The sequence below is a fragment of the Moraxella osloensis genome, assembly GCF_001553955.1.
GTDB lineage: Bacteria > Pseudomonadota > Gammaproteobacteria > Pseudomonadales > Moraxellaceae > Faucicola > Faucicola osloensis.
Genome location: NZ_CP014234.1, coordinates 1078237 through 1102904, shown reverse-complemented (window position 1 = coordinate 1102904; position 24668 = coordinate 1078237). Strand labels below are relative to the sequence as shown.

General features: G+C 42.0%; 15 protein-coding genes, 1 pseudogene and 1 CRISPR repeat array. Of the genes and pseudogenes, 6 read left to right on the top strand and 10 right to left on the bottom strand.

Annotated elements, in window-relative coordinates:
* Window positions 1–929: 929 nt before the first annotated feature.
* A CRISPR array of direct repeats spans window positions 930–6361; the repeat unit is 28 nt; unit sequence TTTCTAAGCCGCCTATGTGGCGGTGAAT.
* A gap of 164 nt (window positions 6362–6525) precedes the next feature.
* The 6 genes and pseudogenes from cas6f to AXE82_RS12085 all read right to left on the bottom strand — a co-directional run.
* The gene (gene cas6f / locus AXE82_RS04855; protein ID WP_062332057.1) at window positions 6526–7122 is read right to left on the bottom strand and encodes a type I-F CRISPR-associated endoribonuclease Cas6/Csy4; all 597 of its coding nucleotides are present in this window, start codon (window positions 7120–7122) and stop codon (window positions 6526–6528) included.
* 9 nt (window positions 7123–7131) lie between these two features.
* A complete protein-coding gene (cas5fv, locus tag AXE82_RS04850) occupies window positions 7132–8232 on the bottom strand; it encodes a type I-Fv CRISPR-associated protein Cas5fv (RefSeq protein WP_062332054.1) in 1101 nt (366 codons plus the stop codon).
* A 2-nt stretch (window positions 8233–8234) separates the two neighbouring features.
* Window positions 8235–9245: a type I-Fv CRISPR-associated protein Cas7fv gene (gene cas7fv / locus AXE82_RS04845; protein ID WP_062332051.1), complete on the bottom strand. Its 1011-nt coding sequence runs from the start codon at window positions 9243–9245 to the stop codon at window positions 8235–8237.
* 71 nt (window positions 9246–9316) lie between these two features.
* On the bottom strand, window positions 9317–12403 hold the full coding sequence (locus tag AXE82_RS04840; protein WP_062332048.1) for a CRISPR-associated endonuclease Cas3'': 3087 nt from the start codon (window positions 12401–12403) through the stop codon (window positions 9317–9319).
* A 35-nt stretch (window positions 12404–12438) separates the two neighbouring features.
* Window positions 12439–13422, bottom strand: a complete 984-nt coding sequence (gene cas1f, locus AXE82_RS04835) for a type I-F CRISPR-associated endonuclease Cas1f (RefSeq protein ID WP_062332046.1) — start codon at window positions 13420–13422, stop codon at window positions 12439–12441.
* Window positions 13423–13663: 241 nt separating this feature from the next.
* Window positions 13664–13888 (bottom strand): annotated as a pseudogene (locus AXE82_RS12085) (integrase core domain-containing protein); the annotation flags it as partial.
* 343 nt (window positions 13889–14231) lie between these two features.
* Between AXE82_RS12085 and AXE82_RS04830 the strand changes: the two are divergent.
* The 4 genes from AXE82_RS04830 to AXE82_RS04815 all read left to right on the top strand — a co-directional run bounded on the left by AXE82_RS04830 (window position 14232) and on the right by AXE82_RS04815 (window position 17048).
* A complete protein-coding gene (locus tag AXE82_RS04830) occupies window positions 14232–14657 on the top strand; it encodes a hypothetical protein (protein WP_062332043.1) in 426 nt (141 codons plus the stop codon).
* Between the two features lie 5 nt (window positions 14658–14662).
* A complete protein-coding gene (locus AXE82_RS04825) occupies window positions 14663–15238 on the top strand; it encodes a TetR/AcrR family transcriptional regulator (protein ID WP_062332040.1) in 576 nt (191 codons plus the stop codon).
* Window positions 15239–15253: 15 nt separating this feature from the next.
* Complete coding sequence (locus tag AXE82_RS04820) at window positions 15254–16075, top strand: crotonase/enoyl-CoA hydratase family protein (RefSeq protein WP_062332037.1); 822 nt, start codon at window positions 15254–15256, stop codon at window positions 16073–16075.
* Between the two features lie 76 nt (window positions 16076–16151).
* A complete protein-coding gene (locus tag AXE82_RS04815) occupies window positions 16152–17048 on the top strand; it encodes an alpha/beta hydrolase family protein (RefSeq protein ID WP_062332034.1) in 897 nt (298 codons plus the stop codon).
* A 103-nt stretch (window positions 17049–17151) separates the two neighbouring features.
* Here AXE82_RS04815 and AXE82_RS04810 read toward each other — a convergent pair whose 3' ends face one another.
* Window positions 17152–17418 carry an ArsR/SmtB family transcription factor gene (locus AXE82_RS04810; RefSeq protein WP_007117092.1) on the bottom strand — a complete coding sequence of 89 codons (267 nt, stop codon included), beginning with the start codon at window positions 17416–17418 and terminating at the stop codon, window positions 17152–17154.
* Between the two features lie 67 nt (window positions 17419–17485).
* Between AXE82_RS04810 and AXE82_RS04805 the strand changes: the two genes are divergently transcribed.
* Together AXE82_RS04805 and arsC are read left to right on the top strand one after the other, a co-directional pair.
* On the top strand, window positions 17486–18778 hold the full coding sequence (locus tag AXE82_RS04805) for an arsenic transporter (RefSeq protein WP_062332031.1): 1293 nt from the start codon (window positions 17486–17488) through the stop codon (window positions 18776–18778).
* A 25-nt stretch (window positions 18779–18803) separates the two neighbouring features.
* Entirely contained in the window at window positions 18804–19214 is a 411-nt protein-coding gene (gene arsC / locus AXE82_RS04800; protein ID WP_062332028.1) for an arsenate reductase (glutaredoxin), read from the top strand.
* Between the two features lie 351 nt (window positions 19215–19565).
* Here arsC and AXE82_RS04795 read toward each other — a convergent pair whose 3' ends face one another.
* The 3 genes from AXE82_RS04795 to AXE82_RS04785 form a co-directional block, all read right to left on the bottom strand.
* The gene (locus AXE82_RS04795) at window positions 19566–21251 is read right to left on the bottom strand and encodes an AMP-binding protein (protein WP_062332025.1); all 1686 of its coding nucleotides are present in this window, start codon (window positions 21249–21251) and stop codon (window positions 19566–19568) included.
* Between the two features lie 148 nt (window positions 21252–21399).
* Window positions 21400–22461, bottom strand: coding sequence for a CaiB/BaiF CoA transferase family protein (locus AXE82_RS04790; RefSeq protein WP_062332023.1), 1062 nt, complete (start codon window positions 22459–22461; stop codon window positions 21400–21402).
* Window positions 22454–24622, bottom strand: coding sequence for a 3-hydroxyacyl-CoA dehydrogenase NAD-binding domain-containing protein (locus tag AXE82_RS04785; RefSeq protein ID WP_062332020.1), 2169 nt, complete (start codon window positions 24620–24622; stop codon window positions 22454–22456). The genes AXE82_RS04790 and AXE82_RS04785 overlap by 8 nt, the downstream gene beginning before the upstream one ends.
* Window positions 24623–24668 lie beyond the last annotated feature (46 nt).

Below are 24668 nucleotides of genomic sequence, written 5' to 3'. Positions count from 1 at the left end.
GCAAAGTAATGAAATTGATAAGAGTTTAATTTGATTTTATAAAGCTAAATCTGATATTTTTGAAATAATATAAATGATTATCACAATCTAGGGCGTGTCCCTAATTCGGAACAAAGTGTTTTTAATAGCCTAAAATGCCTAAATCTGGCAAAACTGCGTTAAATTGTTTGACAATATTCCAATATTATCTGCACAATTTGCCTTGTTTTGCTAGCGATTTAGTCTATTTTTAACCTCCTTATCCAAATAGGGACACACCCTAATGTCTACTTTATTATTTAAAGAACTGCACATTTTAATAAGACAATGGTTTTTAATATTAAATTATAATAATAATTTAAATTAAATTTAATTAATAAAAATAATATAAATTTGAGCTTTATCCATCAAAAACATCAGAAGAGTGGGGGTTAAAAACACGCAATATTGCGTGACCAAACTGCAAGATAATTTTCTTAATTGTCATTAAATCACATTAATGTTATTCTTGTAAGCTTAGTTAAACCCACTCGTATCAAAGCTTTGAGTATTAAAGTACATTAATATCAAATAGGGTAGATTGGTCTAGCGACTTTGACATGGTGGGGGTCGTCTGTTCGAGTCAGATTATGCCTACCATATTCCAAAAGCCCCAATCGATTGATTGGGGCTTTTTTATTGCAGTGATATCAAGTGTTTACGTGGTTTTTCGAGAATTGAAATTTTGACCACTTTTGTGATTTTGGGCACCTTTTTTACTACAGAAATTGAACGGTGACCAAAAGGTGACCATTTGGTGACCACGCATTTTTTTAAGACTTTTAATTTCACACCCACTTGTTTTTGGTCACTTTAGTAAAAATAAATAAACTTTACGGTTTTACTAATTAAGACTCAGTCGCCTATGCGGCGGTGAAGTGCCAGTAAATGAGGTTGGCAAAGACTCGTAATTTCTAAGCCGCCTGTGTGGCGGTGAATTGAGTTTAAAATTTTACGATATATTGCATATATTTCTAAGCCGCCTGTGTGGCGGTGAATAAAATCGGTATCAATCTCAACCATTTTTATAATTTCTAAGCCGCCTGTGTGGCGGTGAATTAACTTTACCGTCCTCATTGGGTTCATCAAAATTTCTAAGCCGCCTGTGTGGCGGTGAATATAGATTGATATAGAACCTTGAACAAGCCATGATTTCTAAGCCGCCTATGTGGCGGTGAATGAGTTGTGGTATCGCAAGACCGAGCGCGTTAATTTCTAAGCCGCCTATGTGGCGGTGAATAAGGCTCAGTGAGCATCGGTGTTTTGCGTGGTTTTCTAAGCCGCCTATGTGGCGGTGAATTGTGGCTCTACGGCTTTGGATAATTCAATCTCTTTCTAAGCCGCCTATGTGGCGGTGAATCTAAAGTGACTGCCTTGGCTGTTTTTGCTGTCTTTCTAAGCCGCCTATGTGGCGGTGAATAAGCAATGCCAGTTATTTGCGAGATAGCGAGCTTTCTAAGCCGCCTATGTGGCGGTGAATCGCTATCAGATTATATCCATCATTCACCCAACTTTCTAAGCCGCCTATGTGGCGGTGAATCATTTCGGCAAACGACACATGCGCTGGGGCAATTTCTAAGCCGCCTGTGTGGCGGTGAATCTTCAACCCATGCGTTACCATCCCAACGCTTATTTCTAAGCCGCCTGTGTGGCGGTGAATTTAGGTAAGACCACTCTAGCACTACAGATAATTTTCTAAGCCGCCTGTGTGGCGGTGAATATATGCAGATTGAGCAGATTGAGGAGTTTTTATTTCTAAGCCGCCTATGTGGCGGTGAATGTGACCGAGTACGACAACTTTGCAATAGGCGTTTTCTAAGCCGCCTATGTGGCGGTGAATAGTTATTTAATATAGATGACGATGATGTTGAATTTCTAAGCCGCCTATGTGGCGGTGAATATATAGTTAATGCGGATGGTAGCGTCACTATATTTCTAAGCCGCCTATGTGGCGGTGAATAACTCAAAGCGCAAGAAAAACCCCACAGTCTATTTCTAAGCCGCCTATGTGGCGGTGAATATTTTGCAATGATAGCCTAGCCTCAAAAACTATTTCTAAGCCGCCTATGTGGCGGTGAATGTTGGGCTCCTCTTGCTGTTTGCGAATTTAAGTTTCTAAGCCGCCTATGTGGCGGTGAATTATCAAATCGTTTGAAGGCGTGGATATTTGTTTTTCTAAGCCGCCTATGTGGCGGTGAATCAAACGTGATTTTTATTGGCGGCACAGGTACATTTCTAAGCCGCCTATGTGGCGGTGAATCGGTGTCGGATTTCGACAATTCATCAATGACTTTTCTAAGCCGCCTATGTGGCGGTGAATAAGAATTGGCACTACAAGCATTTAGACTTGGCTTTCTAAGCCGCCTATGTGGCGGTGAATTGCCGTCCACTGTCTGCACAAACAAAGTGCTATTTCTAAGCCGCCTATGTGGCGGTGAATTTTTGCACCACGTTCTGCGCGGTGTTTAATGCTTTCTAAGCCGCCTATGTGGCGGTGAATTTCGATACTGTGCATTATGAGAAACTCGCTAATTTCTAAGCCGCCTATGTGGCGGTGAATCCGCAAGTATCGAGCGTTTTGGTTTACGCTTTTTTCTAAGCCGCCTATGTGGCGGTGAATTAGGTAGCTCACCTTTGCTGTTTTTTGACGGTTTTCTAAGCCGCCTATGTGGCGGTGAATAAGTTGTAGGTATTAAAACTATCAAGCGCAATTTTCTAAGCCGCCTATGTGGCGGTGAATGGCAACTGCGGATGCTGCACCACAACTAAAGTTTTCTAAGCCGCCTATGTGGCGGTGAATTTGTATCAGGCGCACAGTGGGACGGTGATATTTTTCTAAGCCGCCTATGTGGCGGTGAATTGCACTTCACGACAACATAAAATGCGATGCTTTTTCTAAGCCGCCTATGTGGCGGTGAATAGCAGAAGGTTGATAGTAAGGTTGAGCAGACTTTTCTAAGCCGCCTATGTGGCGGTGAATTATAAGTGCGTTTAGACTGTCTGCGGTATCTTTTTCTAAGCCGCCTATGTGGCGGTGAATTGGCAGCGCGTACCATTCATCGACCAGCCTTTTTTCTAAGCCGCCTATGTGGCGGTGAATTTGTCAGTGGCGCACAGTGGGACGGTGATATCTTTCTAAGCCGCCTATGTGGCGGTGAATTTACAAAACTTATTAGGCAGCTATTTGTTATATTTCTAAGCCGCCTATGTGGCGGTGAATCTCTGCCATACTGTCAGCGTCATAACTTTGTCTTTCTAAGCCGCCTATGTGGCGGTGAATTTGTCAATTATCCAAGACCCTGCAACGCAAATTTTCTAAGCCGCCTATGTGGCGGTGAATTTGTCAGTGGCGCACAGTGGGACGGTGATATCTTTCTAAGCCGCCTATGTGGCGGTGAATTTACAAAACTTATTAGGCAGCTATTTGTTATATTTCTAAGCCGCCTATGTGGCGGTGAAGTAGATTTTATTCGTGTCCCCAAATCGGGGGAATTTCTAAGCCGCCTATGTGGCGGTGAAGAGCTGGAAATTATTGTGATTGTAAAGCCTGATTTTCTAAGCCGCCTATGTGGCGGTGAAGCGCTCAAGCACACGAATAACATACTTCATTGTTTTCTAAGCCGCCTATGTGGCGGTGAAGTATTATCGGGAAGATTTGTTTTCTCCCGAAACTTTCTAAGCCGCCTATGTGGCGGTGAAGTGAAAGCCAGTATTCATGCCTTCCCCCGATTTTTTCTAAGCCGCCTATGTGGCGGTGAAGAGTGGTACAGGCAAAGGTGACAGCCCTTTTATTTTCTAAGCCGCCTATGTGGCGGTGAAGGCGGATGAGAATAAAGCATTAAGTGGGCGCATTTTCTAAGCCGCCTATGTGGCGGTGAAGTGTTAGTTCACGCTAACAGGGTTTTTTATGCCTTTTCTAAGCCGCCTATGTGGCGGTGAAGAAAAAACATTTATCTATGAGCAAGGCGAAAAATTTCTAAGCCGCCTATGTGGCGGTGAAGCAAAATGTTTATGCTCAACGCGGTTTGACTGTTTTCTAAGCCGCCTATGTGGCGGTGAAGGTCAGTTACAAGCAGCTTCAATAAAACTTGATTTTCTAAGCCGCCTATGTGGCGGTGAAGTCAAGGAATGTGGCATCTGGTCTCGTCATGCTTTTCTAAGCCGCCTATGTGGCGGTGAAGGTGTGATGAATTAAACCACTCACCAAGCCTTTTTTCTAAGCCGCCTATGTGGCGGTGAAGAAAGACTGTCTAGCATAGCGCAGGTGCATGATTTTCTAAGCCGCCTATGTGGCGGTGAAGCGCCAACCACCTGCGTCAATCATGACCTTTTCTTTCTAAGCCGCCTATGTGGCGGTGAAGTGATATCTCTCGATAAGTCCAGCCCCAAACGTTTTCTAAGCCGCCTATGTGGCGGTGAAGTTACTTATGACTTACTGCCAACGACTCGTATCTTTCTAAGCCGCCTATGTGGCGGTGAAGCGGACTGTGCTTATCACGAACCCAGCCACTACTTTCTAAGCCGCCTATGTGGCGGTGAAGACACAAGACGTATTCAAAGGCGCACCCGATTGTTTCTAAGCCGCCTATGTGGCGGTGAAGAGTTTGGGAGTTTAGCAAAGACAAAGCGCACAATTTCTAAGCCGCCTATGTGGCGGTGAAGTTTCGATAAACAAGCCGTGGTATTCGCTTCGTTTTCTAAGCCGCCTATGTGGCGGTGAAGTGAGTATTGATGAGTATCGGTGAATATTGATGTTTCTAAGCCGCCTATGTGGCGGTGAATCTAGACTATGATTATAGGCTCATTGAAATGCATTTCTAAGCCGCCTATGTGGCGGTGAATTTTTAGCCCATAAAAAAACCGCCTGTGATGGCTTTCTAAGCCGCCTATGTGGCGGTGAATTGCACCGCTACGCTTTAACTGGGGTAAAGACTTTTCTAAGCCGCCTATGTGGCGGTGAATTGTTCAATCCTTAAATTTCAGACAACAAAAAATTTCTAAGCCGCCTATGTGGCGGTGAATTGGACAGCTTACCAGTGAGCAAACACCTAGCGTTTTCTAAGCCGCCTATGTGGCGGTGAATATATCGGATACAAAGCGGTAAGCTGTACCTGTTTTCTAAGCCGCCTATGTGGCGGTGAATGACAGAAAAAGTGGTGACGCCAGCACACTTGATTTCTAAGCCGCCTATGTGGCGGTGAATAACAGGCTAATTCTAAAGAGATTGCAGAAACATTTCTAAGCCGCCTATGTGGCGGTGAATGCATGATAACGCTCCTGTGTGTAGTTAGCTTATTTCTAAGCCGCCTATGTGGCGGTGAATAGTCACTCATGACCTTAACCGCAAATTAAAAGTTTCTAAGCCGCCTATGTGGCGGTGAATTTAGCACGGCATTGGAGTATAACGCTGTCAATTTTCTAAGCCGCCTATGTGGCGGTGAATCTGGCGCAGTATTGGGCGCAATCACTGTTTTATTTCTAAGCCGCCTATGTGGCGGTGAATCTTCGAACTACTTGGCTTGCAGTCTAAGCGATTTTCTAAGCCGCCTATGTGGCGGTGAATTAACAGCCGTTGGCGATGCGACAAAATATGCATTTCTAAGCCGCCTATGTGGCGGTGAATTATCAAGCTAACAGCCGATTTAAACCGCTACATTTCTAAGCCGCCTATGTGGCGGTGAATACAGCATGATTTTTGCGGTCGACAACACAAGTTTTCTAAGCCGCCTATGTGGCGGTGAATGTTGGTATATAAGACCTCGCGCTGTTTTTGCATTTCTAAGCCGCCTATGTGGCGGTGAATAATCACGTTTAGGGGTAATACCAAAAATCCTATTTCTAAGCCGCCTATGTGGCGGTGAATTGCTTTTATTTTTATGCTTTTTAATCTCTTAATTTCTAAGCCGCCTATGTGGCGGTGAATTCATCTTCATAGCTTGGGTCGCTGATGATACTTTTCTAAGCCGCCTATGTGGCGGTGAATTATCCGTGGGAACTGGCGTACCTTCGATATCATTTCTAAGCCGCCTATGTGGCGGTGAATATGACAAAACGCATTGTATAGCTGTAATTCGTTTTCTAAGCCGCCTATGTGGCGGTGAATCTGTTGAAGGTAACTATAAAACCGATTATTTATTTCTAAGCCGCCTATGTGGCGGTGAATTAGACGTTAGACGCATAAAGCCTGACGAAAATTTTCTAAGCCGCCTATGTGGCGGTGAATTAGACGGGATTATCACTCAAACTTTTGCTAACTTTCTAAGCCGCCTATGTGGCGGTGAATTATTCGCCGTCAGAGTAATCAAGACGGTACACTTTCTAAGCCGCCTATGTGGCGGTGAATCGGAATTTTATCCCAAAAAAAGCAGTTATAGCAAGGCTTACCAAGTAAAAATACCCTTTTTACCCTACATTTTCTGCCTGGATATAACTGATTGAAATTTATACCTATTTTTATTGAGTCAAAAATAAGGGTTATTCACCCTTATAGTCTGTCGGCAAGGTTGATTACCAGTGGGGAACGGTTACCGCATCTGATTGATTATTCATCCCATAGGTATTCAAGTTGCCACTTTTTTCATCCTTCGCCACTTCTTGCCAAATTGACAGTTTATAGTCATTTTGGGTGGTTTGACTTTTTAGGGTGATAAAAGGGTAGTGTTTGATAGCACGCTTATGGGCAAGACAATGCGCCAACGCTTCTTGGTCACTGATGCCCTTAAAGTTGGCAAACTCCGCCACCTTTTTGTCAAAATTCTTGTAGCGGTAACGCCTCACCACCACATGCCCATGCACTTCGGGTACAGGCTGGATACGTTTGATATGTACATAATCTATCAAACGCGCTAGCCATTTATCCAAATTCAGCGTTTGCAACGCCTGCTCACTTGGGGCAAAAATGCGTAGTTTGTAGCCCAAGCTAGCAAAGGTTTTTCCCTGTTTTTCGCTATATTGATAATTGGGAAAATTGACCCCAATGGTGTCAATACCGTGACTGTTTTTGACATCGGCAAGTGCGATGTGGAGCTGGGTGAAAATCTTACTCCATAGTTCAAAAAAAGGCATATCATCAGCGATTAGCGTGATTTCTTGATAGTACTTCATGAAATTTCCTTAGCGTAAACGAATATCGGATACATAAGCCAAGCCTTTTTTACCTAAATAAAAGCTAGAAACGCCTGCGTTATCAATCATCTGCTTTAATTCTTTGGCTTGCTCAATATTAATATCCAATGTGATTTCAAGTTGACCATTGGCTTTGGTTAAATTGTAAGGTGTGTGAGTTGTCTTTTTCCTATTGCCCATAAGTGGATTAAGAAAATCTCTTACACCATTAAAATTTCGTTTCGAAAATCCTTTAATAGTTCCACTTTTTGAAATATATTTTGAAATATCAACACCTTTTCTCTCAAACTCCTTTACCATGATATAAAGACTTGCTGAATACAATCTTATTGGATAAATTGAGTTATTTTTTTCGACATAGGATTCTTCAGGAAATAAGTCTTCAAGAATGCTGATACAAGTTTTCAATTTTTTCTCGAATTTGATAACATCTTTATCCCTTGCTGAATCTTCCAGTCTTGAAATTTCTTCATTTAAACTCTGAATTCTTTTCTCACTTGGCGTCTCTTTTGCATGTTCTTGAATTACTTTGTCTTTAACAAAATTAATTTTATCTTGAAAAAATAGTATACTATCCATTGGCTGAAGGTCAAATTGAACCCTATTTAAAATATGAGTAACAGATACCTCATTTTCAATTTTCTTAAATGATGGGTTAATAATAAAATCCATTAATTCTTCAAAATTCAAATCTAAAACTGACCAAAGAGTAGCAGAATAGTCAGAAAAAAATAAAAGTTCATCTTGATCTAATACCCCGATAAAGCTACTTTGGGGTGGTCTATTCTCAGATTTATTAATTAAGAACGCTTTCTCAATCCATTTTTCTGGATTTTTTGTTTCTGTAAAAGAAATATCCATATCTTTAAAATAAAATTTTTCACTATTTTTTGCTTGATATAGTTTTCTTTGGTCACCAATTAGCCTAGACAAGACACCTAATATTGTATTGTGAGAAATTGGCTTTACATCCTCCGCTTCTTTTGACTTAGAAGATGCTTTAAACTCTCTTTTTTTGACAGGTTCATCATTCGAACCTGTCAAAAATGAGTTTTGCCAAGAAGATTCATAATCAATGATAATTTTCATTATTACTCACCCTGTTGAAAATAAATAGCGTATGGCTCATTTTTTTGTGGATTAATCTCATTACTATTGTTCTTAATTCGGAACATATCTTTAGGCTGTTTAAAGTTATTATAATCAACCTCAATATCCTCAACATACATATAGCCCTTAGCCTGAGTAAAACCTAAGTTTTCTATCATATTGAGAATTTGTTTGACTAAAGTGTCTATAGCATATTCATTTAATAAAATACCTTTTTGACCTTCAGCAAAAATTGTCCCTTTACGAACATAGTTATTTTGATAAGTTGCTTTGATATCTCCATGAGCAAAATCTAAGGTTTTAATATAGCTTTCAATTTTTTCAGCTAATTCAACACCCTCTTTGTCAGTAGTAATTTGAATAGCCTCTTGACCAAAATCATTAGATAAAGCTATGAATTGTAATTGCTCAATATTGATTGAGCCATAAGCGATATATTCTGTGTCGCCAAAAGTGGTTTTAGAGAACAACGAATTGCTTTTATCTTTGCCAGATTTGGTTTCTTGCTTTTCTTTACTACCTGCTCTACCTAATTGCTCAAAATTACCTTTTTTCCCGATTTCTAAAAAATCTGTCAATAACAAAGGACTAGTACGTTTGTTTTCATTTTTTGGAATAACATAACCTCTTAATAATCCTGTCATTGAGCATAAAACTTTATCGACATTTTCATGAATTTTTGGATGTTGCCAGTTAATCACATCATCTTTGAATAAATGATATCGAACACAGTTTTGGCTGATATATAGTGGCGTATCATCAAAATTAACTTCATTTGCTTCTTTTAAGGTTTCAAATTTTTCACCTTTATCATTGGAAGCAAGTTTCTTGTTTGTATAGCCTCTTAGTTTTGGCATGTTATGATTGGTTACGGTTTTCCATGTACCATCAATTAAAGTTTTAAGCTCTGTTGAGCCGTTCCAATTGACTACACCATGCCCACTAGCTTTGATTTTAAAATCCACACTTTTAATACCTGTTACTTTTTCCATGATTTTCTCCTACGATTTTGTTAGTTAAAATTAGGATAAATTTATTGTGCTATCCCAATCACATTAAAAAACTAATTACTCTCTTCTTCAAGCCCACTTTCTATCGATTGTGGGTTTTTCAATTTATCAATCGACATCATACCGACTGGCTGTTTTGCCGTTTTAACATAATACATCGCATATCCATGACGTTCACGTTCACCGCCAATCGGCTCTAAATCTTTGGTGGTATAACTTAGATAAATTGGAAACTCGGGTGAGCGAGCCAGTTTTAATAATTCCCAATCAAAGCGCGTGGCTTTGAAAGTCTCATTTGGATATTTGCCTGCCATGATGTTGTGATGTTTTTTGTGCATGAAAGTTACCAAGTCTTTGTTACTATCACGCATCTCAAATCGCCCGCCTTGAATACGGTTGGTACTTTCAGTCAATCCTATTGTGATTTTGCTATGGTCGGTATCTTCTGGATAGGCGTATTCATCAATAAAAGTCGGTGTTAATTGATTATCCACTTCACACACCGCCATTTGCACAAAGCGGTTATCGCCACGCAACGACACATTGGCGATTTTGGCAACGCCATCTTTTTGTTTTTTACGGCTCGGCATACTGATAGGGTCGATGATTTTGTCATTAATCAATTTGACACTTTCTTTGAGCGATTTATTCAAGTCTTCTCTAACTTTTTCTTGGCATTTTTCATCGGCATAAAAGGCTTGATAAATTTGGTATAAATCATTAATTTTGACGGTATCGCCCTTGTCTGCAATATAATCTTTGACAAAATTAAGCCATGCCACGCTACTGTGCCAAACATTCATATTTGCCAAGAATTTGGCTTTACTACTCGATTGTTTGCCTGTTTCAACTGATTTTGGTAATACAGTGGTATAAATATTTAAAGAATTATTGCTGTCAAAACGGTCAAGTCGCCCCAGACGTTGTAGCCAGTTCTCGGGACTGGTCATATCGGTAAACATTCGCTCACAGCTAATATTGAGCGATGCTTGCACAATCGGTCCGCTGCGTAATATTTGGAAGTTGCCGCTGCCATTTTGCTTAAAGCACTTATACACCCTATCAAACCATTCAGCTTTGTCCTGTTTGGTGTATTTTGAATGCAACAAAATAGCATGCTCATCATTTTGATTGAGTAAAAAGCCAAGTTGGGCTTCTTGGGCGGTATTGGTAATGACGAAGGTTACTTTATTATCAGTCACTTTATCGATAATTAAAGGACTGACTTCACCATTTTGATCATCATAATTTTTAAACTCGATTTGATAATCTGCGTTATTGAAACTATCCACTCGGACAATATCGCTCTCATCAAGTTGTAGCACATTTTTGACGTAAAAATCATGGGGTGTTGCTGAGACAAGCAGGGTATTAGCTTGGTGTTTTCGCATTTTTTTGGCTTCGATAAGTTCGGCAAAAAGCAAATTAAATGCAGCCATTGGAATTAATTCATGAAATTCATCGAAAACCACATGAGCCTGCATAAATCTCATCATGCCGTCAATTTTTTGATGGGAAATAATGTTATTCACTACTTGGTCAATCGTGGTAATCACAATATCGCCACTAAAATAATCATCAACAGCCGTTTCTTCGATATCTTCAAAACGCTGTCCATTCGTCAAAATTTTCTTGTATTCGCCTGTGAAAATTTCGATTTTGCTGTTTGGTAAATAGTCTGCTTGGGTTAAATCTTGCAAAATACCCAAACATACTTGCACGCGTGGGCATACCCACACGATTTTTTGGACATTGGTTTTGGCTGCCCATTGAAGGGCGATTTTGGTTTTACCGCAGCCAGCAGGACCTTGTAATACGGCAACATTATCGCGACCATCAAATTCAGCAATTTCGGTCAGTTCAGCCAATTGACTTGAAGCAGTATCTTGGCTTTGATTCCGTTCACTATTGGGATAACTTTGATTAAAGCCTTGAATACAACGGTCAATTTCTATTTTTAAGTTGGTATCTTGTTGCAAAATATTGTCTAAGGCATACACCAGTGAACCCTCTGCCAGATATTCGGCTAAATCTTCGCTCGGCATTTTTGACACGATTCGGTCAGCATTAATCACTGCCATTCGTACCAAATTGTGTAATGCATTGGGTTTGACATCTTTGACAAATTCCGCCACTTCATCGGATAAGTCATTATAATTCTTATACAATGGCAAATCATTTTTGGTTAATTGGTAAGGATATGACAAGGTTGGCAATAAATTGGCAAAATCAAAATCTTCTGACTGAAAATTTTTAGCAATGACTTTAAAATCTTTGAGAACGGCTACGAGTTGGTTAATTACTTTATCAATATCCGTATTCGTTAATGACTTGATAAAGAGCTTATCAATACCTTCTGCTTTACTGAAGTATTTGTCTTCTTTACGATAAGGGCGCGTATGATGCCAGTAGATACCGTGATAGATTTGGGCTAGCTGAGTGGGATTTAAATTTTTTTCATCTTTTAGCAAGGAAGCAGCCAATAACCAAGACAATTCATGATGCCTTGGATGGGTTTCAAAGGTAAATTTTCCCAAGCCTTTTACCGTGCTATCAATATGCACCCCATCATCGGGCAATTTGATATCTTCTGGCTCATCTTCGTTGGCGACTTTAAATTTTGGACTGGCAGATTTTTTGGTTATCCATTGTTGAAATTGTGGGTCAATTTTGCCCAAATCGTGCAAAATGCCAGCGATAAAAGCTGATTTTGCCAAATTTGGACTGTCTATTTTTAGTTTGTTTATAATTTGGTATGCCAAATAACCTACCGCAAATAAATGCTGACTTAGTGGCTGACCATGCGTGTTGGCTAGAATGTTTTTTGTTTCGATTGGCAAATCCATGAATACTCCCTTTGTTGTCCAGTTGACAGGCACAAAACCTAAGTTGTTGAATGCGTCTTTACGCCCCACCACCCACACCAGTTCACTGCGTTGCCGTGTCCTTACCCGATGGCAACTCACGGCGGTAGATTTGGTTGCCGATTGACGTAATAACTTTTTGACAGTGTCCAGCCCATCTTCGGTAATGGCGGTTTGCCATACGTTATCGCCAATGCGATTGGCAAAGGCATCCAAAATACGGCGGGTACGGTTTAACGCCTTTTTTTCACATTGCGAAATAAACGTCACTAGCATAAATTAATTTTTCCAATCCATTGATTTTCATAAGCTTACAATGTTTCAAAGTCTTTTTTTAATGCCAAATCTTTCACCGTATCGAACATCACATCCAAGGCTTTATAAGTGGTAAAATAATTCAGACATTCTTGGCGAAATTCCTGCTCACTGGTATTTTCTTTGGCACAAATAAAGGCAAGCGGTAGCACAATTGCATCTTTAACGATGTCCGCAATATCAAACACCAATGCCCCACGCCGTGTCTTACCGTGCATGACCGCAAAACCATGCGGAATACCCAGTACCCAAGCAGTGGTTGCCCCGAGTCCGTACGCCAAATAATTACCGTGATTCAAGAAGCTATTGGCTTTATCCATCCCGTCATGCTCACGGCTAAAGCCTGCATTATCGGTATGAATTGACGCTAACTTATACAATTCTTTAGTCATACGGGCTTCAAGCTGTAATAAGTGCATAACTTCAGTTTGCTTAGCAATATCAGCGCGATAGCGTTCAATTAAGTTCGTCACAGCGTCACTTCTACTGTCAAAACCCATTTGTCGAAAATCTTTATCGCGACTCCAAATGTTTTGCAAAAATGCCAATCGCGCAAATTGAATGTGTTTGGCGGCTTGCAAGCGTTTGCCATCCTCCCACCACCACGATAGCCAGCCTTGTACATATTCAGTCGGGCGATATTCTGACTGCGGCGTCATCCATTCGATTTCGGTTCCCATAAACAAAGGCGTACCACCGCCGCCGCAAAACCCGACCAATACCCCCGCTTGCGACAGCATCCGCATGGCAGCTTGGGTAATTGATGTCCCTGTACCCAATAATATACAAGTGGTGTTGGCAATCGGGATGTTGTAATAAAGATTCTCTTTTTCGGCTTCAGTAAGATACAACACACGCCCGTCTTTTTGCATGACGCGGCAGTATTGTAGGTAGTAGATATTGGCACGTTTGGAGTGCAGGATGGTCTTTAAGTCAGAAGACGTAAAGCTATTGTCGGTATAGGGATTGGCGTTTGACATGATAGAGATGACATAAGTTGATTTTTCTTTAGTCTGTCAAACCATGTTGATGAATGCAATAGGGTATTTATAGTTAAACGACAAGTAGTGACGTTTAGAAAAATTTAATCTCATAACTTATATTGAGGTGTTTATTTAGTCAATTGTGAACTGTCCTAGTTTTATCGGTGATAGGTTTGCTTGAGTCAAGCAGCACAGCCTGACTGAATTAATGAACAATAGTAGATATTTTCCGCATCCACTACGAGCATAGCTCTCCGTCTTGCACTCGGGCAAAGCAGTGCTTTGCTAATCCTCGTTCAGGCGACACATATTCATTAATAGAATGCCACCGTTCAAGGTTGTACCAGTGTGCCCAATCAAGGGTTGCTAGAGCAACATTATTTATACCTTCCCAGGTTTGTTTTAAATAATTAATCATATCCGCTTTGTATAGCCCATTCACATTTTCAGCTAGGGCATTGTCTGAGCGAGGAATAGCGAAGCACTGCTTCGCCGGCGCGCAAGACCAAGGCTATGCCTGAATGACTGGTTAAAAAGTACCAAACCAAGCTCACTCCCGAGACAAGTGTGCCCATAACACGGTATAATCAGGTATGGCGTACGGATATCACCTACGTTCGCCTAGCTAAGGGCTTTATATACTTAATAGCGGCAATTGATGGGTCTAGGCATTGAGGAGTACCTTAAAGTACTGCTTTGCAGCATGCACTAATAGCAAAATGTTTATTGACTATTTTTAAACGTTCGTTTAAATTACTTTTATTATGATTATTAAAGAGCTAAATGGACATCGTTAACGAGTTAATATGCTAATAGAACAACCTAACCACAAATATTGGACATATACCAGCTTAAAATGGTTGGTATGGTTTAATATTTTCACCACGATTTTGCACTATGTGGATAATATTTTGTTTTTTGCGCATTATCCCGAACCTACCTGGCTCAATCCCACGTTGGTGGATGCATTTTGGTTTGTGATGACCCCATTTGCCCTTTTGGCACTTTGGCTGATTAAACATCAGCGCTTGTATTGGGGCGTGGTGAGTATGGTGGTGTATTGCCTAATGAGTTTATTGGTATTGGGTCACTATCTCATCCCCAGTGAGCACATTAGCCTTAAGATTCATGCGTTTATTTGGCTAGAGGCACTTGCGGCGATTGGGCTATTAGCGTATGTCATGGGCTATGTACAGATGACAAAGCCCTTCACCTTAAAGAATGGAGCGTAACCAAAATGCGACCACAAAAACTCAGCCGAGAGCAGCTGTTACAGTATTGTATGCCTGTTTTTAAACAACATGGCTACCAAGGCACCAGTATGGCGATGTTGGCAAGTGCCTGTGATTTGACCAAAGGGGCGTTTTATTATGAGTACCAAGACAAAGAAAGCTTAGTGGCGGATATGCTCAGCTATGTGCACGAGCTGGTTGACCATAAATTATTTAGTTTGGTGTATGAGGCAGGCTCGGTCCAATCACGTTATCAACGGCTACATGAGCAAGCGGTCAAGTTTTTTAGCCAAGGCGGTATGGGCTGCTTGATGGCGGTGATTGGCGGTGAGGCAAGGTATTTATCGCCATCGCTACTGGGATTAACGCAGCAGTTTTTCACCCGTTGGCAACAAACCATGCAGGTGTTATTTGATGAGGTATATCCCAAAGCACAGGCGGATGCCTTAGCCAAGCAAAGTGTGGCGGATTATGAAGGGGCGATTTTACTGGGGCGAATTTATGATGACCCCAGTTATTTACAAGTCGTTTATGAACGCATCGATGCTCAATTAGCCATTAAGCCAGTTTTAGCCAACTAATACAAGGAGTCAGAGATGACATCTAATAACCAAGATAAAGCCAGTTTCCAGACCGATTATGTCCGTCTGAATGTAGAACAAAAAGATAGCGTGTTACTCATTGAGCTCAATCGCCCAGAAAAATATAACGCCTTTGATAGCTTGATGATTCAAGAGCTATCAAAGGCTCTTACTGAGTATGAGCAGCGGGATGAATTACGCTGTGCCTTATTGTATGCGCGTGGGGAGAATTTCACCACAGGGCTTGATTTGATTGAGCTGCAAGACAAGGTACTGTCAGGTATTTTTGATTATCCGAACGACTGTATAGACCCTTGGGGTGTGTCAGGTATGCAACGCACTAAACCTTATGTCGTTGCGGTACAAGGGCTTTGTTTTACGGCGGGTATTGAGCTCATGCTCAATGCCGACATTGTGATTGCCAGCGATGACAGCCGCTTTGCCCAAATGGAGGTGCAACGAGGCTTGATGCCGTTTGGTGGGGCAACCATCCGTTTTGTACAAACGGCAGGTTGGCAAAAAGCCATGCCTTATTTGCTTACTGGCGATCGCTTTGATGCCGCCACGGCAGATGCGATGGGATTGGTCAGCCAAGTAGTGCCTAAAGGTGAGCAGTTTGCCGCCGCACTTAAGATTGCCACACAGATTAGCAGCCATTCTGCCCCTCTAGCTGTCAAACGTTTATTACAATCTGCCAAACAAGGGACTGAGCAAGATCCTAAAACTGCCTTTGCCAATGTCCTTGGTTACTTACCAGATTTGTTTTTATCCCAAGACTTTGCAGAAGGTGTCGCATCCTTAAGAGAGAAACGACCAGCTCAGTTTCAAGGCAAGTAAAGAGATGACTAAGGCCAATGCTTAGTTTATCGACGCATTTTATCAACCCATTTTATCACCCAATGAATTGTGACTTATGACACCTACTTTTGAACACTTCACCCAAACAGATTTTACCATTGTAGCAACCGATGGCTTCGCATTGTCAGCCACAAGCTATGAGCCTAATGAGTATAAAGCCACGATTGTGATCGCAGGGGCAACGGGTGTGCCACAACAATTTTACCAAAGATTTTCTAGGTTTGCCGCAGACAATGGCTATCGCACAGTGACATTTGATTATAGGGGCATTGCTCGATCTAAGGTAGCGAGGCTTAAAGGCTTTAAAGCAAGTTTTCTTGATTGGGCTAGGTTAGATTTGGCGGCAGTGATTGATGAAATTGCCACAGGTGAAACCCCAACCTTTATCGTTGGACACTCATTTGGTGGTCATGCCTTTGGACTTCTACCCAACCATTATAAAATTTCGGGTATGTATGTGTTTGCTACGGGTGCAGGGTGGCGTGGATGGATGACACGCCGAGAATCGATGCGCGTTAATTTGTTGTGGAATGCTATCTTACCTACTTTAACCTTCTTTAAAGGCTATACCCCGATGTCAATGTTGGGAATGGGTGAAGATTTGCCTTATGGGGTCTATAAGCGGTGGCGACAATGGTGCAAATATCCGCATTATTTTTTTGATGACCCAAGTGTATCAGAAGAAATGCAAGAAAAATTTGCCCAAATAAAGGTGCCTATTGTGGCGGCAAACGCGGTGGATGATTTGTGGGCATTACCAAAATCTCGGGATGCCTTTATGCAAGGCTATACAAACGCAGACTTAACCTTGCTAGACATTCCCTTAACTGCATCACTGCCCAAGATTGGGCACATGGGCTATTTTAGAGCCAGCGCCCAGCCATTATGGGAAAATGTCTTATCATGGATTGAAACAACGATGACGCCATCGTTGGATGTAACTCTCCCCTAAAATAAAACAGCTCAGACATAGCCTTAATTGGCTAAGACCACATTCAGCTTTGAAGGGAAAAACACCTATGGAGAGGTATTTTGAATTAAGCGAGGAAACGCCTTTAATTTAATTCCAATGCACCAATTACCGCTTTGCCCCAACTTGGTAACTCTTGACTAATCGAATACCAAATCCAAGTGCCTTTACGCTCACTTTCTAAAATACCGATTTGCTTTAATTGGTTTAAATGCCGTGAGATAGTTGGCTGTGGTTGGTCTAACTCGCTGATAATGTCACACACGCATAACGCTTGCTTCTGATTAAGTAGTTGCACAATTTTTAATCTAGTGGGGTCGCTTAACGCCTTGAGAAAGTCTGTTTTATTCATATATTTACATATCCAAATATATAGATTATAGTATAGCTCAATTTTAACAGGTTTCTATAGGCAGTCAATGATTACCGCATTACTCATTTTTCTAGTGACTTTGATATTTGTAATATGGCAACCTAAAGGCTTGGGCATCGGTTGGACGGCCAGTATCGGGGCTGGGATAGCTTTGCTATTAGGGGTAATAACGGTTGCTGATATTCCTGTAGTGTGGAATATTGTTTGGAACGCTACCTTTGCCTTTATTGCCATTATCATCATTAGCCTGTTACTTGATGAAGCAGGCTTTTTCCGCTATATCGCCTTGCACGTTGCAAGATTAGCAAAAGGTAGCGGTAATCGGTTGTTTGCGTTTATTGTGCTACTTGGGGCGGTGGTATCGGCATTGTTTGCCAATGATGGTGTGGCTTTGATATTAACACCCATTGTGATTGCGATTTTAACTACGTTACGCTTTTCCCCTGCGACTACCCTTGCTTTTGTTATCACAGCAGGGTTTATCGCTGATACCGCCAGTATTCCGCTCGTGGTGTCTAATTTGGTAAATATTGTGTCGGCTGACTTTTTTAAAATCCCTTTTACCGATTATGCCAAAGTGATGATACCAGTAAACGTGGTAGCGGTTGTCACCTCATTATTGGTATTGTATGGGTTTTATCATAAAGACATTCCTACGGTTTATGCGTTGGATTTAATCGAAAACTCACAATCAGCTATCGTGGATAAAAATACCTTTATCATGGGTTGGGTGGTGTTGGCGTTACTTTTGTTGGGTTTTTTTGTGCTTGAGCCTATAGGTGTACCCATTAGCTTCATTGCAGGGGTTGGGGCTTTGGTGTTGCTTGTGGTAGCGAAAATGGGTAAAAAAATAAAGGTGCTACCGATTGTCAAAAATGCCCCGTGGCAAGTGGTGATATTTTCATTGGGTATGTATTTGGTGGTGTATGGTTTAAAAAATGCAGGGCTGACCGATTATTTAGCTCATGAGTTAAGCCAGCTCGCTAATCATGGCATGATGACAGCTACAGTAGGAACAGGGTTATTATCGGCAGGGCTTTCATCTGCCATGAATAATATGCCAACGGTGCTAATTCAAGCTTTAGCGATTGATGAGGCGATTATCCATGACCCCATGATAAAGCAAGCCATGATTTATGCCAATGTAATAGGCTGTGATTTAGGCACGAAAATTACCCCGATTGGCTCACTTGCTACCTTATTATGGTTGCACGTTTTAGCCAGTAAAAATATTACGGTGAGTTGGGGTTATTATATTAAAGTCGGTATTATTTTAACCTTGCCTGTATTGGTGGCTACATTGGTTGCATTGGCAATTTGGTTGCCAATAATTCAATAATTTTAAAACTTAAAAAGGAACAAGTATGCAAAATATCACAATTTACCACAACCCTAACTGTGGCACATCACGCAACACGCTTGCTCTTATCAAACATCAAGGCATTGAGCCTTCTGTTATTGAGTATTTGGATAACCCACCTGATGAAACAACCCTACGTGATTTAATTACCAAAATGGGTATTACCCCAAGACAATTACTGCGTGTAAATGTGCCGCCTTACGCTGAACATAGGCTAGATAACCTTAGTTTGACTGATGATGACCTTATTCAAGCTATGTTAGCTGACCCACTTCTAATCAATCGTCCAATCGTTGTGAGTGATAAAGGCGTTAAGCTGTGCCGTCCTTCCGAAGTTGTACTAGATTTGATTGATACGCCCTTAACCAAAACCTTTATCAAAGAAGATGGGGAAAAGATTGAGCCGACAATTTAGTCAAAACATCTGTTTTTATTGAACTTGTAAGCCGTTACTGAGAATCCCCAGTAACGGCTTTCTCATTTCAGCAATAAACTATCGTATTGAATTAAACCGTAACTTGTATATTAGGAGTTACACAAAAATTTATGCTTTTGCGTAAGTCCTATATCTAATGGATTTTGCTAACATGCAATTTAGGGTAATTTAACTTAAAGGTTTTCGTCTGTTCGAGTCAGATTATGCCTACCATATTCCAAAAGCCCCAGTCGACTGATTGAGGCTTTTTTATTGTAGTGATATCAAGGGGTTACGTGGTTTTTCGAGGGTTGAAAGGTAAACATCCGACCATTCTTTGGGCTGACACCATTACTTACTATTTTTCTCAAGTAATCGCAGTTCAGTTTTTTGAATTTTGCCAACCGCGGTTTTGGGTAATTGCTCAATAAACGTATATTGACGTGGCCGTTTATACCCGGTTAATTGCTCATGACTAAAGGCTTTAAGCTCATCTATCGTCAAACTGTCATCTGATTTGACAATATAGGCTTTAACCGATTGCCCTTGAAGCGCATCCTCAACGCCAATCACGGCACATTCTTGGACTTTCGGGTGATTTAACAGCACCGCTTCAATTTCGGTTGGATAGACATTAAAGCCACTGACAATCAGCATATCTTTTTTGCGATCCATTAATTTGATATGCCCGTTTTGCATCATCATCCCAATGTCGCCTGTCTTTAAATGGCCTTCAGGTAAGAAATAATCGGTGTTGTCAATGTTATGATAACCTATAGTCACATTATCACCTTTGATACAGATTTCACCCACTTCGCCTAACGCCACTTCATTGCCCACATCATCACAGATTTTGATATCGATACTCGGTAAAGGTAGGCCAATATCGCCAGTGTACTCATGATTGGTGAGCGGGTTACACGTGCCTGCACCGATAGTTTCGGACATGCCCCATCCTTCTATTAAGGGGCAGCCAGTGAGCTCAAGCCAAGCTTTGGCCGTGGCGGGGGTGGCTGCCATACCGCCGGCGATTGATAATTTTAGTTCACGGGTATCGACACTTTTAAAATCGGGGTGGTTAACTAATGCCTGAAACAAGGTATTCACCCCAGGAAGAATGTGAAACGGCTTAGCAGATAATATTTTGATAAAACCGGCAATGTCTTTAGGGTTGGTCACCAAGGTCATGCGCATGCCAGATTTCATGCCTAACATGGAAAAGATAAACGCAAAGATATGATATAGCGGCAACGCTAGGATACTATGGAATACTTGTTCGACAGTTTTTTGTTGGTTGAGTACCGGCAAAAACCACTGATAGTATTGTTCAACTGCTGTCAAAATATTTCGATGGGTCAGCAAGATGCCTTTGGGTCTGCCAGTGGTGCCGCCGGTGTATTGGATAAAGGCAACATCATCAAGTGATTTGGATGGCTGTTGGTAAGGCATGGATTTAGCGGTTTTCATCACTTGACCCAATCGTAATGGCTGATACTTTTGGTCAATTTGGTAAGGCTCTACCATTTTCTTGACATATTTTACAGCGATATCGACTATTTTACCCTTTAATCCTAACAAGTCCCCTAAACGGATAATCACGACTTTTTTCACTGGGGTTTTATCAATGATTTTTTGTAAAGTGTGAGCAAAATTTTCTAAAATAAAAATAACTTCGGTATTGGCATCAATCAACTGAAACTCTAATTCACGAGCTGTATGTAGCGGATTAATCGGCGTCAAAACATACCCTGAGCGAATCGCACCTATCATGACCGGTAAATACGCTTGTACGTTAGGCAGCATGATAGCGACACTGGCATTTGGGCCCAAGGATTGGGCTTGTAGCCAGCGGCTGACTAGGCGTGCGACGTTATCCGCCTGTTGATAGCTGATAGCTCGCTCCATATTGCTGGTGAATTCTCGGGAGGCAAAGGCCGTTAAACGATCATCAAAAAATTCTATTAACGATTGATCAGTTAAAGCGGGAATGTGTGCGGCGGTGGCAGGGTCATAAAATTTTGTCCAAAAATTTTCCATGTTGTTATCCTTTTTCTGTCCTTAGAAAATAGGCTAATAGGCCCTTGAAAGGTTTTTTCCATGGGCCTATTAGGGTGCGCGTATTGCCGCGCTTTTTGATGACTATCAATTACTGTGCCTTGAGTTGATAGTGACGCAAATGAATAGCCTAGTTGCAATCATTATCACACCAAGGCTTAACATTACCATACTCATCTTGATTAGCAAATAGTTCATGACAGGCGGCTTCTGCCAAGGTTAAAATAGGCGTCACGCACACATCAAATTGGGTAAAGTAGTGCTGCCAGTGGCTAAGTGGCTGCGATGCAAATTTTTGGGCGATAGCCTTGGCAGCGGCTTGGCTCTGCGGATGAGTAGGCAGTACGCCCATTTGCCAATGGCTAGCCGCATGTTCATTAACATCTAACGCTTGACACAAGCCTTGCCAAAACTTTAGCTCAAGCGAGCCGACTGCCATATAACGACCGTCTTGTGTCTGATATAGCCGGTAACATGGCAGCACGCCGCCTAAAAAATCCTGCTCAGGCGTCGGTGTTACCTGGGTTAATGCTTTGACAAATTTCCCCGTCGCTTTTGGCATCACCAAATGGTTGTATAAACTATGGGTCATGCTGATGATGATATGGCGACCTTTGCCAGTTAGCTTGGCATTGACAACGGCCGCTAATAAAGCGATGACCGCCGTATCACTCCCGCCAGCCAAGTCGGCAAATTGAACATTGGGCATGGCTTGTTCACCCGATGCGGTTTTGAGTTGGTCAAGTACGCCACTCATTGCCATAAAGTTGATATCATGCCCGGCTTTATCCGCCCAGTTGGGCGTCGTACCATAGCCAGTGATGGAAACAATCACCAGCTTTGGGTTTTCCGCAAGCAGTGCCTGTGGCGAAAGTCCCATGCCTTCTAATACGTTGGGGCGGAAACTATCAATCATCACATCAGCAGTGGCAATGTCGCTTTTAAGCTTAGCAATATCATCGGGGTGCTTAAAGTCCATTTTGTGACAAGATTTGCCATGATTTAAAGCATCAAATAAATTGCCCAACGCCCGGGCAGGGTCACCTGACTTGGGTTCATATTTGATCACATCTGCTCCCAAATCAGCGAGCAGTCGTGTGGCAAATGGACCCGGCAAGTTGCGTGATAAGTCAATAACTTTTAGCCCTGTTAAGCAGTCAGCTATACCCAGTGCGGCTATGGCGTCATTCATTAACAAACTCCTTATGCGCCTTTGCCATAGCTACTAAAACTTGGGCAGGGGCAAAGCGTTCGCCATAACGCTCGGCAAGTTGTTGACTGCGTGCGACAAAATTATCAACGCCATAGGCATTAATAAACTGCAAGGTACCCCCATGATGCGGGGCAAATCCCCAGCCAAAGATAGAGCCGATATTGGCATCTGCGATTGAATTAATCACGTTTTCTTCATAACAACGAGCGGTTTCATTGGCTTGGATAAACATAAAGCGGTCAATAAGCTCTTGCTGAGTAGGCTGCGTGTCTGCGACGGGGAATAAGTTTGATAGCCCTGACCACAGTTGTTTTTCACCTTCTTCTGGGTAGTCATAAAACCCTTTGCCGACTTTTTTACCCAAACGCCCGTGGGTTTTGCCCATCAGTTCGACCACGCTATCGGCGGGGTGATGGGGCATTTCTTTGCCTTCTTTTTGTAAGTCTTTTTTGGTTTGCTCATTAATATGCAGCATCAGACCTAAAGACACCTCGTCTTGCAGTGCCAACGGTCCGACAGGCATACCTGATTTGATACCAGCTACCTCAATCAGACGGGGATGGACGCCCTCAGAGAGCATGGCAGAGCCTTCGGTGATATAGGTGGCAAATACACGAGACGTATAAAAACCACGGCTATCATTGACCACAATCGGCGTTTTGCCAATTTGTAATACATAGTCAAAGGCTTTGGCTAACGTAGTTTCATCGGTTTGCTCGCCCATAATGATTTCCACAAGCGGCATTTTATCGACAGGTGAGAAAAAGTGTAAGCCGATAAATTGCTTAGGACGGCCACTCGCTTTGGCTAAACCGGTAATTGGCAAGGTTGAGGTATTTGACGCAAAAATCGCATCGCTAGCGGTGACTGCTTCTGTTTGCTGGGTACACTTGGCTTTAATATCACGGTCTTCAAACACCGCTTCAATCACCAAGTCACAATCCGCTAAATCTGCATAATCCGTGGTGGTTTGAATTTTGTCCAGCAAGGATTGTTTTTTGCTATCATTGCTTCGGCCTTTGGCAATTGCTTTATCCAGCAAGTTTTCTGAATACATTTTGCCTTTATCCGCATTTTCCATCGTGGTATCTAGCAATACCACGTCAATGCCTGCCTTGGCAGAGACATAGGCAATACCTGCACCCATCATCCCTGCGCCCAACACACCGACTTTTTTGGTTTGGTATTGCGGGATAGATTTTGGACGAGATTGGCCCTTGTTGATGCTGTTGAGTTGGTGCCAAAGCGTGCCAATCATGTTTTTTGACACTTGTGACATGGCACAGGCGACAAAATAGCGCGACTCAAGCGCCAGACCAGTATCGATGTCCACTAAGCTACCTTCAAACACACATGATAAAATGTGGGTAATGGCAGGGTAATTGCCATGCGATTTTTGATTTGCCATCGCAGGGGCAATGCTCAGCATTTGGGCATTTTGCGGGGTTAAGGCGTTACCTTGAGGGATTTTAAAGCCTTTGGCATCCCAAGGCTGCTGAGCGGTTGGATGCTCATGAATCCACTGTTTGGCTTGTTCAATCAGTGATGTTTTATCAGTAACTACCGCATCGATAATGCCAAGCTGATGAGCGGCTTGGGTGGTAAGCTTAGTGCCTTGGGTCATCAACTCTAACGCTTTTTGCATACCGACAAGACGCATTAAACGCTGCGTACCACCGCCCCCAGGTAATAAGCCCAATTTGACTTCAGGCAGGCCATATTTGGCATTCGGTTGGTCAACGGCAATGCGATAATGACAGCCCAACGCTACTTCAAGCCCGCCACCTAAGGCAGTGCCGGTTAATGCAGCGACGACAGGTTTACCGCAGGTTTCAAGGCTGCGTAACACCTTTTTGAAATGTTCAACAAAATCAAAAGCTTGCTTAGGGGATTGGATGTTGGCAAATTGGTCGATATCGGCACCCACGATAAAGCTATCTTTATCGCTGGTGATGATAAGCCCTTTGCTGTCTTTGTCTTGAATAAAACTTTGAGCGATTTTTTCTAAATCATTGCTAAAATGCTCATCAAGCACATTCATTTTGCGAGATTGTTGAATGGTCAAAATGACAATATTATCGTCGTCAGTGGCAGAAAAATTGGCCAATTGATTCGCCGCTTGGCTGGTAAGACTGGTCATAGAAACATCCTTTTTTCTTCAGTTTTTTAATTCAATTAAATAGGCG